The organism is Gimesia aquarii (assembly GCF_007748195.1).
Taxonomy (GTDB): Bacteria; Planctomycetota; Planctomycetia; order Planctomycetales; family Planctomycetaceae; genus Gimesia; species Gimesia aquarii.
Genome location: NZ_CP037920.1, coordinates 1,233,955 through 1,247,308 on the forward strand (window position 1 = coordinate 1,233,955; position 13,354 = coordinate 1,247,308).

Below are 13,354 nucleotides of genomic sequence, written 5' to 3' on the forward strand. Positions count from 1 at the left end.
AGCGAATGCAGCACGCTGTTGACTTTTTAGACAGCCGCCGCTTGGATAAACTGTCTTTTTGCGAGCTTTCGCAATCGAGAATTAAAAAACATCCCATACTATACATCAACTTACTACACCCCGGGATTCCTTCCATGTATTTCCAGTTTCCCTGTGAAAAATGTTCCAAAAAACTCAAAGTTCGTGACGAAAATATAGGCAAAAAGGTCCGATGTCCGTACTGCCATCACGCAATGTTAGTGAAACGACCGGAAACTCCGATAATCGACACTTCCGTTGATATCTCCACTTCAAGTTCTCCCTCCTCTTCTTCAAGGACTTCAAGCAGTCGAGGAACTAAGAAAGCCGCGTCCAGCGGTTGGGCTGACGGAACTGAGGTCAGCCTTTCGAAGAGTGCCACAATTGCGCTTGTGACTTCAATCCTTTTTTACGTATTAGTTTTTCCGATTCGGGGTTATTATCTGGGTGAACTCTTTCTAGACCGCGGATGGGTTCCGTTTGTACTTGTTTTTCTGATGAGCTGGTCCGGTGCGATTTTGTTTCTAAAGTCTCGCAAGTTAGCCAAGCAAAAGGACTCAATGCTCTTTGATACACTGCCGACTGATATTTCAGAAGAGATTTCTGAAAAGACGGTCTCGAAATTTATTGAACATGTGAATGCTCTTCCCGTCGATCCTCGTGAAAGCTTTTTGATCAATCGGGTCTTGAGAGGTTTAGAGCATTTTAGTGTATTGGGGAGTAGCTCCGAAGTCTCCAGCCGATTACAGTCACAATCAGAAATTGATGCAACAGCCATTGATTCCAGTTATACCATGCTCAAAGTCTTTATTTGGGCCATTCCTATCCTGGGATTCATTGGTACTGTGATGGGGATCAGTGAGTCTGTGGGAAGCTTCTCCGGATCTATGGATGCGGCTCAAGATATTTCTGTCTTAAAGGATTCTCTGAACGGCGTGACCGGTGGTTTATCAACTGCCTTCGATACCACGTTGGTTGCGCTGGTGATGAGTATGCTCGTCATGTTTCCCAGTAGTTCGATGCAAAAGTCGGAAGAAGATTTATTAAATTGGGTTGATGAGTACTGCAACGAAAATTTGTTAAAGCGGCTTAAAGAAAGTGATCAAGCCACAAGTGGCTCTGAGAAAGATCATCGACGCTTGATTCAGCGGACGATAGATAAAGCAATGGCCGACCATCATGCAGAACTGCAAACGTGGACACAGAAACTTGAGGGTATTGGCAGTACCCTGTCTCAGCAAGTTATGAAGTCCTGGGGCAAAATAGATGATAAAATTCGTACCCAGCAGGAAGAACAACTCAATAAAACCCAACAGGTCATTGATAAGTTAACTGCAGAGCACAATTCTGTTATGGAACAAATGGAGGCAGTGCAATTAAAAATGACAGAACTTCAGTCCGAACAAGTCACGCAAATGGAAAAAATGAATGGCGAGACAAGTGAGGTGGTGGAAGCTGCAGAAGTTCTTTCTCAGTCCTTCAATGGTGTGCAACAGGGATTAAACGGGCTCAACACGGTTTTATCTGACCTGGGAGAAAAGCAGGTGCTCATTCAGCAAGTAGAAGCACCTCGCAAAAAATGGGGACTCTTCGGCAGTTCAAGGAAAGTACGATAACGTGGCTAAGAAGAAGAAAAACAATGAAGACGCGGTTTCATTGTTTCCGTTTCTGAGTATTCTGGCATGCGTGATCGGTGTATTGACACTCATGATCACAGCGCTCGCCTTAAGTCAGATGGATAATCAGGACGATACCTGGAAACGTGCCGAAGAATTTGAACAACAACAGAAAAAAATTGAAGCGAAACAAGAAGAAATCGATCAGGTTAAAGACCAGATCGAAGACCTTTCAAAGTTGAATCGTGATTTGATTTTAGCCTTGGAAGAGTTAAAGAAACTCAAACAGGAAAAAAACAAAATTCCGAATGACATTAGCCCGGAGGAAAAAATTAGACTACTGGCAGAGGCCAATCGTCTTCAAAAACGCATTGAAGAGATCAAAGACGATCCTATGGAGCTGCAACAGGAGATCGATAAACTTAAAAAAGAATTAAACAAACGGGAAAATCCTGTGGCAGCTGAGGTGAGAATTCAACCAGGTGGTACAGGAGTGGACCTGAAGCCAACGTTTATTGAATGTACAAAAAATGGAATCGTTGTCCTGGACGGTCCGGCAAAGACCTTACGAGTCCGCAGAGATGACCTTCGGAAAAGTCTGCCGTTTGTTGAGCTGCTCGATAAAATCGGTGCGCAAAAGAAAGGAACTGTGATTTTTCTGGTTCGCCAGGATGCAGTTTACACTTATAATATTGCTTCAAGTGTAGCCCGTTCCCGTTATTGCCCTAATGGTAAATTGCCAGTAGAAGGGAATGGAAAAATTGATTTGAGCAGGTTTAAAAATACGGCTGGTTAAAGTATCAGTTCAACAAAAAATCCCTGTCGATCAAGTTCGACAGGGATTTTCTATTTCACTCGACTTCAAATTTGTGTCTATTTTTTCAGATCATAGCACATTAACACACCCTGCTCTCGCAGATAAAGTTTCCCACCACAAATGACAGGTTGTGCCCAGGCTTTGCCCAGGACTTGGTCTGCCTTGAAGCTGCCCTTCAAGATATATTCTTTCGGAGTCGCTTCAATTAATGCTAAGTCTCCACTTTCATAGCGGAAGATCAAATTTCCGTCTGCAAAAGAAATTGCAGCGGAACCTGAACCTTCACCACGTATCCTTCCGCCCCAGACCACTTTGCCCGATTTTAAATTGATGCAGATCGGAAACCCTTTTCCGTGTCCATGTCCGCAATAAATATGACCATCGTGCAGAATCATGCCTCCATGATGGTTTTGCAACGTTTTGGCGTTCAGAAAATAAACTTCTTCTGCCTTGATGCCGTCTCCGTCTTTGGACAGTTTTACCAGAGCACTGCCGGTTCCATATCCAGTTGAACAAAAAACATAATCTCCAGAGACGATCGGAGTTGGAATATTGGCAACTTTATTTGCAACAGGATTATAATTCCAAAGCAGTTTACCATCACTGGCACGCACGCCAATCAAACCTCTACCGGTGAGTTGGACATATTGTTTTACTCCGCCAGCATTGGAAATCACGATTGAGGAATAGCCGGCTCCATCTTTCCCTTTTTCTCCCAGGTCTGATACTGAAGTTTTCCAAACTTCTTTTCCTGTTGTTTTATCCAGGGCAACAATCATGGCATCTTCCCCGCCGGGAGTACACAAAACCAGATCGCCGTCTACCAGGGGAGATTCTGAAAACCCCCAGCCAGACATCATTTTTCCATCCCACTCTTCTTCAAAGGTTTTCGTCCAGATGATTTCTCCATCGGCAACACTGAGGCAGGAGATCGCACCATTAGTGGAAATCGCATACAACCGATCTCCATCAATAGAAGGAGTGCAACGCGCACCGGGATAGCCGTGTTTGGGATTTGAATCAATCAGATTTGTTTTCCATAAAATTTTGCCATCATCCGTGTTGACTGCGATCACGGCCTGACCTTCTGGAAGATTCCCGGTTGTAAATAAACGGTTATCCTTAATCGAAACGCTGGCATAACCTTTACCCAAACCAGTGGCTGTCCAGACTAGCTTGGGGGGATTTTCATTCCAATCCTGAATGAGTCCTGTATCAGTGGAATGATTCTGACGGTCTGGTCCTCTCCATTGTTTCCAGGACTTTGAGAGTTGAGTACGCTCAGCAGATTGGGATGACAGTGTGAGTCCACTAACCAGCAAGGCTGCCAAAAGCAGGCGAACGGGCATCGAGTCAGTCATGGCGAATTAATCCTTTTGTGAAATCTTGAAGATCGGGTGGGTTGTAAAATCTGAAACCAATGCTGCTCGTTTCAGCATGTGGAAGCTGAGCTATGGTCTCTTGAGGAATGACACAGTTTCAATTCATTGTCGATAATTATATGCGTCCACACAAGTGGCTGCAATCAATGACTTAAAATTCCTGTACAAGAAGCCAATGATCGAAGATCAGTCTGGGAAACTCAAATAGAGCGAAGCAGTGCGTAAAATCAGTTTTTGGGGTCTTTTGTGAACCAGCAAAGCTATTAGCTATTCCGAATGATTCAGAGTCTCTGCTATCTTGCTCTGTAATTCCTCCTGTGAAATTTCCATGATACGAAAGACTTTAAGAGAAGTCGTTTTCCCTTTATATAGCTCGATTTGCGATCGTTTCAGATTGAGTCCTTCTTGAATGACTTTAAGCAAGGCTTTTTTTGCTTTGCCCTTCTTATTAGTTCAAGCCCTCATAGAGTGCACTACCTATGCGTACGAGAGTCGCGCCCTCTTCTATCGCGACTTCAAAATCTCCACTCATTCCCATCGAGAGCTCCTTCAATTGTATCTCTGCAGGTGAGATTGCCTGAAGTTGACTTCGCAATTCTGATAGTTCATGGAAAACAGGTCGTGCTAATTCTGGATCTTGATGATGAGGCGCCATTGTCATCAGGCCGTCTATACAGACATGTGATGCGGTATAAATCGATGCCCAATTAGCAAGGAGATCTGCTTTGCTAAAGCCTTTTTTATTCTCTTCACCGGCAAGATTCACTTCGATTAGAACATGTGGCTGTAATCCACATTCGGCGGCAATGCGATCGATGGTTGACAGCAACTTCAAAGAATCAACAGAGTGAATAAGGCTACTCTTCAGAATTGTGCGTCTGACCTTATTGCGTTGCAGGGGGCCAATAAAATGCCAATGCAGATCATCTGGCAGCATGGCGGCACGCTCATTAAGTTGCTGAGTTCGGCTTTCACCTAAATGGATGCATCCCAATTCAAGCAATATTTTCACCCATTCCATTTGGGCATATTTTGTAACGGCCACTAATGTTACCGATTCTGAATTGCGCTGGCAGCGTAAGCAGGCCGCTTTGATTCGACTTTGGATTTTTGAGTAGTTATTTTGAATGATGCCGTTCAGGCCTTCCATTCCCGGGCTTTCCACTACTTAGGTTAAGACGTAACGTCTCATGAAGAGGTAGAAGTATTACTTAAAAAACTGACAACCAGGTAAGACAATTCTGGTCGATTTCAACTAAGAACACGAGCAATGAAGCGGATTAAATAACCACTTTTCCAAGAAACTTGACTCCATACTCCCAGAACTTTTCTTCTTCAATTTCCTTCCGTCTCACAATTTCTGAACGAAACCAGGTCACTTGATCATCGGTTACAGGAACTCCCACAAGAATTTCGGTCTGATGTATTGGAAAGGGATAGACGAATGAAAGACCGGATTGAGAAATTGACCGAGACCAGACATTGACGGTATTGACACTACACTCATCAAAAGGGGCATTGTTGGAACTTAAAATAGGGTCGTCGTTTGGAATTGAAATCATCACAATCCCACGAAAGTCCTTGCGTTCATGGACCCGTTTTTCTGAATAGTGGACGCTCATTCGCTTTTCCAAATGGTCCAGTGAGTCCAGAACGCGCGATAATGCACGATTCTGTTTTTCAGAATACTGATCCAGATTGAGAAGGCACATTAGCCGCGTGTTTAAAGGGCACATTGGCCAGCATCCACCTAAAAAATGAGAAATTGAAAACGATTAAATTTGAGTTGATTTAAACGAAGGTATGATTTGTATATCTCTGCATACAAAAAATATAGTTCGTATCAGAGTACAGTCAAATCCCTCCTTATACGAATTATTAAACAATCATCATTTATTGCATTAAGTAATTTATTTTAAATGCTGAATTTTAAACAGTTTCCAGCGTACTCAAAAACTTTTTCAGGCTGTCGACTTCTTCAGTTAAACATTCAACAAATTGTTCAGCAGCCCCCGCATTTCCAGAATCAATAATCTCTTTTACAGCGTCTTTCAAACTTTGTGTGGGAGTATATAAATCTAATGATTTTCCAGCAGCAGTGGGGGCTCCCATTGCCATATCTTTTAATGTTTGTTCGAGTTCATCCTGGTCTAATGGCTTGAACATAATCTTGCCGACACCTAGTTCTTTCGCCAGCTTAAGTCGTTGAACATCTTTATCTTGAGAATTTTTTTGCATTCTCAAAGCAGTCATCAGAACAAACTGGGGAGGATCTAGTTCTCCTTCATCGGTAAATCGTTCCAGATTCTGTGCTTCTTGAAACAAGTCCACGCCATCCATACCACGCATCATCAAATCAGTCACGACAATGCTGATATCATTATCTGTTTTCAGGTAATTCAATGCTTCATATCCGGAAGTCGCCGAACAAGCGGAATAACCAAATTTTTCTATAAGTCGTGTATGGAAATGACAAGTATATCCAACATCATCAACTACTAAAATTTTCATAAGAGTTGCCTTTGGGTTTATTCTACATGCTGATGAGAAGCTGGAACGTTGTAACACTCTTGAGCCATCAATGCTTTTATTTCTAAAATCAATTGAGTGATTTCTTTTTCCAGTAAACAATATTTGCCTTGGGATTCTTCAATGTGATTGGATTTCCCATCATTTTCCAGTGATTGTAAAAGTAAATAGGGCTCCAGTTTTGTATAATTCCCCACCGTTCCTTTACACGCGTGAGCTGCCTCAGCTATAGCTTCAGCATCATTTTCTTCAATGGCCTGCTTAATTTCCTGCATTTGCTTAGAGACACAGCCCAAAAAAAGTTCGATCAATTCCGAGAGAAATTCAGTATCCCCCATTGCCATATCGAGTACTTGCTCCCGATTAATCAATCGCCAGCGCGCTCCTGTGAGTGATGGAGTTAAACTTGACATGTTTTAAAAGTCCTTTTGTAAATAAGCGTATCACTAAACCAAGGCCCAAAGCCGTCGAACGGACAGCGCTCCTAGTGAGCAGAGAAATAGAATGCAGGCCTGTTATTAAGATTAGTTTCTAATTTTGATGAAGGATTAAGATCATCGATAACTAATCCAGAAGGAGGGATGTACTGGTATCGATTGTGTGGACATTACAGATTGATGCAAATATGAGGAGGTCTGAAGCGAAGAAATCTTGTATGGTAACTAGAATTAATACAGCTATGATAGCACACAATTAGAGTTGAATATCCGATTAGATCATACATGAATATACAGTGACAACGCCGTGACTTAAATCTGAAAATCATCGGAGGAAACCGAGCGTTTCAGTTCATCAAGGACTTCTCGAACTTGTGCTTCCGGGATCTCTTTGAACACTTCGACGCGACCCAGACAAGTTGGAAGTACAAATCTTAGTTGCCCCCCTACTGTTTTCTTATCCAACTTCATACGATCGATAATATCGTCATTATTGAGCTGAGTTCCTTCGGGCAATAGCGTTGGCAAACCCAATGCCTGCAAAAGATGAACTTGACGTTCTGTTTCCTGATGGGAAATCAAGTTCAGTTTTTCTGCCAGACAGCTGGCATAGATCATGCCAATGGAGACCGCTTCGCCATGCATTAGTTCTCCATAACCACAGAGGGCTTCAAAAGCGTGTGCAAAAGTATGACCATAATTAAGTATGGCCCGTAGTCCTGTTCGCTCATGCTCATCCTGCTCTACAACTTCTGCTTTGAGTTCACAACTACGGGCAATTACCTTACGAAGCACCTCCGCAGAGCGTTGATTCAGTCCATCGATATTCTGTTCAAGATACTGAAAAAACCGTGAATCAAGAATCACACCATATTTTACAACTTCTGCCAAACCGCTACGATAATCACGATCTGGAAGTGTTTCGAGTGTTGAGGTATCGATGAAGACTCCCAACGGCTGGTAGAAGGCGCCGATCAGGTTTTTTGCCTGAGGATGATTGACCCCCACTTTCCCACCTACAGAACTATCGACATGCGCTAACAGTGAAGTTGGGACTTGGACAAAAGGTAGCCCACGGACATAGGTTGCTGCTACAAATCCGGCTGCATCACCTATCACTCCACCACCAACGGCAATCACGATTGTTTGCCGATCAGCCTTTATGGCTACCAGTCGATCATACAGGTCAGATATGACAGCCAGTGATTTGGATTTCTCTCCTGGTTCAATAACCGCAGTTTCCCATTTCCAGCCACGCGTTTCCAGACTCTTTTCAACTTTAGAAGCATGCAATGTTGCAAGATTTTCGTCTGTTATGATCAGTGCCGACTTGTTTCCTTCTGCAACTGTATTTCGAAAAGCAGGATTATGATTCAACCAACTTTCCAGGGTTTCAGCGAACTGATCAAACCTGTCACTGACTACCGAAATATGGTAACTCCGTGGTCCCAAAGCAACATTAACATCAAAACAATCAGAATTATCAGGCACTATGTATCCTTCAGCGTTACAAAATCGGGGAAGTCAGTAGGATAAAGACGCAATCACTGTTTTTTCATTCCAGTGAATCGTCAATTCTCTATCGTATCTTTGCAATGCTCTGAAGTCACGTCGGAAGATCCTGAAAACGACCTCCCAACCAGGTTTTTCATGGTGAGCGCGTGACAATTTTAATTCGATTGCTAAAATTATTCTGAACATGACCAAACCAATCGACAGTCAGATTGAGTCGATGCAGGATCTGGTTCCCGTTTTAAGCCAAAGCGAAGGATTCGCAGCAGTTGTTGCAGCCCTCCAATCAGGTCAGAGTGGGACGATTGACGGAGCCTGGGGAGGATCGTGCGCGCTGACTGCTGCGGCAATCGCCAAATCTTTAAAATCACCCTTACTAATCGTACTTCCCCGATTGGGAGAAATTGATGAATTTGCGGGTGACTTTGCCAGTTTTCTGGGAAGAATCCCTGAATTATTTCCGGCCTGGGAGACCTTACCGGGCGAGTATGACGTAGCCGATTCGGTCTTTGGAGGTCGCCTGCGCGTACTCAATCAGTTGGGACAGGCAGATACCCATACGGTCCAAAACCCGCTTGTGATGGTGTCTTCCTTCCCTGCTCTGTTACAACCGGTTCCTAGCCAAAGTGAACGGCGCGAAGCCACCCGTACTATCAAGGTCGGAGACGAAATTGATACCGATGCTTTTATGAGCTGGCTCATTGAACGCGGTTTCGAACGAACCACTGCAATCGAACTCCCTGGGGAATTCAGTATGCATGGGGGGATTCTCGATATTTTTTCTCCTGATGCCACACTTCCCATTCGTATCGAATTTTTTGGTGATGAAGTTGAATCGATCAGACGGTTTGATGTAGAAACGCAGCGAACAGTTGAAACCTGCCAACAAGTCGATCTCATTCTGGTTTCACCCGTTTCATCTGATCAGAAACGTTCACAGCATCGGACAGTGGTGGCTCAGAGTGAAGAAGAACCGGTAACAGAAAGCCTGTTGGATAACTTGCCTGCCGATACTTGCATTGTGTTAATTGAACTTCCCGAACTGATCGAAGAAGGCAAACGTTATCTGGAACGTCTTGAAAATCCGCGTGGACTATTCAGTGTACCAGCGACTTTGTCACGCTGTACTGATTTTCCTTCTGTGACAATTGCTCCGATTTCGGCTGAATCGACTGAGGTATCTTGCCATTTGCAGATTGAATCGATCGAACGGTTTACACGCGCCAAGTCCGAAATGATCGAAGAGTTGGATTCGATAACCGGAGTTCAGGACCGAATTCTCATTTGTTGTCATAATCAGGGCGAAGAAGATCGTCTGCAGGAGATACTTGGTGAGTCCGATTTTGATATCACTGATCGCATTACGACTTGTATTGGAAATCTGGCTTTAGGTTTTCGGATCGTACCCGAGCATCTAGTTGTTCTCAGTGACCATGAGCTTTTCGGACGAGCTGACATCAGACATAAGCCCAGAAAGCGAAAAGTCGAAAGTCGGGCGATCGACAGCTTCCTGGATTTAAACGTGGGAGACTTTGTTGTTCATTTGTCACATGGTATTGCGCGTTTCAAAGGACTTGAACTGCTTGAAAAAGAGGGACATCGCGAAGAACATCTTTCTTTAGAATTTCGTGACAAAGTGCAGATGTATGTTCCCGTGTCTCTGGTTCATTTGGTGCAAAAATATATTGGTGGTGGAAAACATATACCACAGCTTTCGAAACTAGGAACCAAAGGCTGGGCTAATAAAAAAGAAAAAGCAGCGCAAGCCGTTCGAGATATGGCCAGCGACATGTTGCGATTGCAGGCAATGCGGTCTGCACAACCAGGGCTGGCGTATCCCCTCGATAGTCATTGGCAAAAAGAGTTTGAGGCTTCGTTTCCCTACACGGAAACAGAAGACCAATTGCATGCGATCAATGATGTTCGACTCGATATGGAACGGCCTCAGCCCATGGATCGTCTCATCTGTGGTGATGTCGGTTATGGCAAAACAGAAGTTGCTATTCGGGCCGCCTTTAAAGCCATCGATGCAGGTAAGCAAGTCGCTGTTCTGGTTCCTACGACGGTTTTAGCCGAACAGCATACCCGCACTTTCAGTGAGCGCATGGCCGATTATCCGATCACAATTGAAGGCCTGTCTCGTTTCAAAACCAAAAAAGAACAGAGAATCATTCTTGAAGGGATGGCCTCCGGTAGTGTTGACCTGGTTATTGGAACTCATCGCTTAATTCAGAAGGATATTAAGTTTAAAGATTTGGGATTGTTGATCATTGATGAAGAACAACGCTTTGGTGTAGAGGCGAAGGAAATGCTGAAACACCTTAGATTGCAAATTGAAGTGCTGACTCTTAGTGCGACACCGGTACCTCGTACACTACATATGTCTTTATTAGGGATACGTGATATTTCTAATCTGACGACAGCCCCCCGTGATCGCGTTCCCATCGAAACCAGAATCACACGCTTCGATCCCGAACTGATTCGGCATGCGATGGTCCGTGAATTGAATCGAAATGGGCAGGTTTACTTTGTGCACAACCGTGTTCATGATCTTAAGACTTACGCAGATCGAATCCAGCAGATTGTTCCCGAAGCAAACATTGGCATTGGTCATGGGCAAATGAAAGAATCAGAGCTTGAAACGGCAATGCTTGACTTTGTTTCCGGAAAAAACGATATATTCGTTTGCACGACCATCGTAGAGAGTGGGCTTGATATTCCAAATGCGAATACGATTTTCATTCACGATGCCGGGAATTATGGACTATCTGATCTACATCAGTTAAGAGGACGCGTTGGTCGATCACATCATCGGGCTTATTGTTATCTCTTGCTCCGCGATGGTCAGATACTGACTCCGGTTGCCGCTAAGCGGCTCAAAGCGATTGAGGAATACAGCGAACTTGGTGCCGGATTCAAAATTGCCATGCGTGATCTGGAGATTCGAGGAGCCGGTAACATTTTGGGGACGGAGCAGAGTGGGCACATCGCCGCTGTTGGCTATGAACTTTATTGTCAACTTTTAGAGAATGCTTGCAAAAAACTGAAAAATGAGCCCATTCGGGAACATCACCATGTCTCCATAGATTTACCTTGTACTGCTTTCCTCCCCTCAGATTTCATTCCTCCTGGCCGCATAAAAATTGAAATTTACCGAAAATTGTCTGCGGTTCGCTCACTTGAAGAACTTTCCGAGCTGGAAGAGGAAATCCAGGACCGATTTGGGAATATTCCCAATCCTGCCTGTAACTTAATTCTTTTAAAGGAATTACAGATCCTGGCGCAACTCTGGCAAGTTGACAGTATTCGGCTGGAAGATAATTTTGCGGTTTTGGGTTATCGGGATAAAAATCATATACTCGCTTTGGTAAAAAGTAATCAAAATCGAATACCTATTCGCATCGTCGATCATAAGTCGGCATATATTCCACTACCAAGTTCTGCCGTAAATGTTGAAGTGGTCATGCAAGAGCTCAAATCGGTATTGCAACAAAGTTTTGATCTGGCCTATAATCCCGCACCATCGCCCTGATAGGTCGAAAAAACGAGTTTTTAAGTCGTTTACTTCCTGGATGGATGATATCGATTTAGTAATGATTTGTTTCCCTCCCTTACAATTCCTTTGTAATTTGACTCATTACTGAATCTTATTTTTAAAGTCTCTCAAATTCCCGGAAAATTAATTCGTTCATCGACTGCAGGATGCTATTAATGCGCTACGCGCAATTATATTTTTTGTTTGTTGTTTCATTGAGCATAGTAGGTTGTGAGACTACCCCCAAGGTAGACAACCCTGTGCTGGGTCCGCCCCCTCCACGTCTGGAATCTGCTCTCAAGCAACAAAAGCTAAAGCAGTCCGAGTATGCTAATAGAACTCCCGATAGAAAAAATCTCCTGACAGGAGACTTTGAAGACTCAGAAAATCCCTTTGAAACTCGTATCATTACAGCCTCAACGACCTCATCTCGTATCTCCTCCGAGAGTTCGCCTGAAGATTCTGAAGAGCCTCTGACTGACAGCACAGTGGTTGCCATGGTCAATGGAGCCCCCCTTTTTGTGTCAGATGTCATTGGAGTTTATGACTTTCAACTCCAGCAGGCTGAACAGAGAATGCCTCCTGAAGAATATCAAAAATTACGACGTGCCCTGATTAAACGAGACCTGAAAGGGCATATTGAGCGTCAATTATTGATCCATGAAATGAAAAGTACTCTTAAAAAAGAACAGTTGGATATGCTTCAGGAACACTTGGAAACCGCATTTGAAGAAGAGCGAATTCCTGAACTACAAAAACAATTAAAAGTAAATTCTCCTCAGGAGTTGGAAGAAATATTGAACAATCAAGGTCGTTCAATTTATTCTGAAAAAGAACTTTTTATGAAGCAACAGTCGGCTATCCAGTATATGGCGGTCACTGCAAAAGCAACTAACGATTTCAGTCGTGAAGAAGTTCTCGCTCGCTATAGGGCAAATATTGAAGATTATGCAGTACCATCCAAAGTCCGTTGGCAACGTATTCGAATTTCATTCAAAAAGCACGGCGGTAAGGAAAAAGCGGTTGCTGTACTGCATGAGGTGATCCATAAGCATCAGGCAGGTGAAGATTTTGGTGAATTGGCCAAAAAGTATTCAGATGGAACACGCGCTGAAAAGAACGGTCAATGGGGATGGACTCGTAGTGGGAGCCTGGCCGAACCGGACATTGAAAAGGCGCTATTCGAACTACCTGCCGGACAAGTCAGCCAGGTATTTGAAACACCGGATTCATTTCAAATTGTAAAAGTAAACGGTCGTAAAGAGGCTGGCTATACCCCTTTTGCTGATGTGCAGGGGAAACTAGAACAAACGATGATTACAGAAGCGCGTACGAAAGCGACAAAGGAAATTTTGGATGCTTTATATGCGAAAGCCGTGATCGAAACGAAATTTAAAATCGAAGATGAAAATGTAAAACCTACAAATAGTGAAGCTCATTGAAACAGAAACGTGAGCACAAGTTTAAGATTTACTTTATGAATGACAGCCTGAAAAAATAATTTGAAA

General features: G+C 43.6%; 10 protein-coding genes and 1 pseudogene. 4 read left to right on the top strand and 7 right to left on the bottom strand.

Annotated features, from left to right (window positions below):
- Positions 1-134 precede the first annotated feature (134 nt).
- Both V144x_RS05105 and V144x_RS05110 read left to right on the top strand, forming a co-directional pair.
- A complete protein-coding gene (locus tag V144x_RS05105) occupies positions 135-1,634 on the top strand; it encodes a MotA/TolQ/ExbB proton channel family protein (RefSeq protein WP_197998764.1) in 1,500 nt (499 codons plus the stop codon).
- 1 nt (position 1,635) lies between these two features.
- Positions 1,636-2,430, top strand: coding sequence for a hypothetical protein (locus V144x_RS05110; protein WP_144982354.1), 795 nt, complete (start codon positions 1,636-1,638; stop codon positions 2,428-2,430).
- A 77-nt stretch (positions 2,431-2,507) separates the two neighbouring features.
- On the opposite strand, the gene V144x_RS05115 is transcribed toward V144x_RS05110, so the two are convergent.
- The 7 genes and pseudogenes from V144x_RS05115 to aroB all read right to left on the bottom strand — a co-directional run bounded on the left by V144x_RS05115 (position 2,508) and on the right by aroB (position 8,290).
- Positions 2,508-3,812: a PQQ-binding-like beta-propeller repeat protein gene (locus tag V144x_RS05115; RefSeq protein WP_232102716.1), complete on the bottom strand. Its 1,305-nt coding sequence runs from the start codon at positions 3,810-3,812 to the stop codon at positions 2,508-2,510.
- Positions 3,813-4,100: 288 nt separating this feature from the next.
- Positions 4,101-4,268 (bottom strand): annotated as a pseudogene (locus V144x_RS28975) (hypothetical protein); the annotation flags it as partial.
- Between the two features lie 13 nt (positions 4,269-4,281).
- Complete coding sequence (locus tag V144x_RS05125; protein WP_144982360.1) at positions 4,282-4,983, bottom strand: YggS family pyridoxal phosphate-dependent enzyme; 702 nt, start codon at positions 4,981-4,983, stop codon at positions 4,282-4,284.
- Positions 4,984-5,113: 130 nt separating this feature from the next.
- Positions 5,114-5,569, bottom strand: a complete 456-nt coding sequence (locus V144x_RS05130) for a hypothetical protein (RefSeq protein ID WP_144982363.1) — start codon at positions 5,567-5,569, stop codon at positions 5,114-5,116.
- A 193-nt stretch (positions 5,570-5,762) separates the two neighbouring features.
- Positions 5,763-6,344 (bottom strand): response regulator, encoded by a 582-nt coding sequence (locus V144x_RS05135; RefSeq protein ID WP_144982366.1) that lies wholly within the window; start codon positions 6,342-6,344, stop codon positions 5,763-5,765.
- A 17-nt stretch (positions 6,345-6,361) separates the two neighbouring features.
- A complete protein-coding gene (locus tag V144x_RS05140; RefSeq protein ID WP_144982369.1) occupies positions 6,362-6,775 on the bottom strand; it encodes an Hpt domain-containing protein in 414 nt (137 codons plus the stop codon).
- Positions 6,776-7,111: 336 nt separating this feature from the next.
- Positions 7,112-8,290 carry a 3-dehydroquinate synthase gene (aroB, locus tag V144x_RS05145; protein ID WP_144982372.1) on the bottom strand — a complete coding sequence of 393 codons (1,179 nt, stop codon included), beginning with the start codon at positions 8,288-8,290 and terminating at the stop codon, positions 7,112-7,114.
- A gap of 208 nt (positions 8,291-8,498) precedes the next feature.
- On the opposite strand from aroB, the gene mfd reads away from it, so the two are divergent.
- The gene (gene mfd, locus V144x_RS05150) at positions 8,499-11,843 is read left to right on the top strand and encodes a transcription-repair coupling factor (RefSeq protein ID WP_144982375.1); all 3,345 of its coding nucleotides are present in this window, start codon (positions 8,499-8,501) and stop codon (positions 11,841-11,843) included.
- 179 nt (positions 11,844-12,022) lie between these two features.
- The gene (locus tag V144x_RS05155) at positions 12,023-13,288 is read left to right on the top strand and encodes a peptidylprolyl isomerase (RefSeq protein ID WP_197998765.1); all 1,266 of its coding nucleotides are present in this window, start codon (positions 12,023-12,025) and stop codon (positions 13,286-13,288) included.
- The last annotated feature ends 66 nt before the right edge of the window (positions 13,289-13,354 follow it).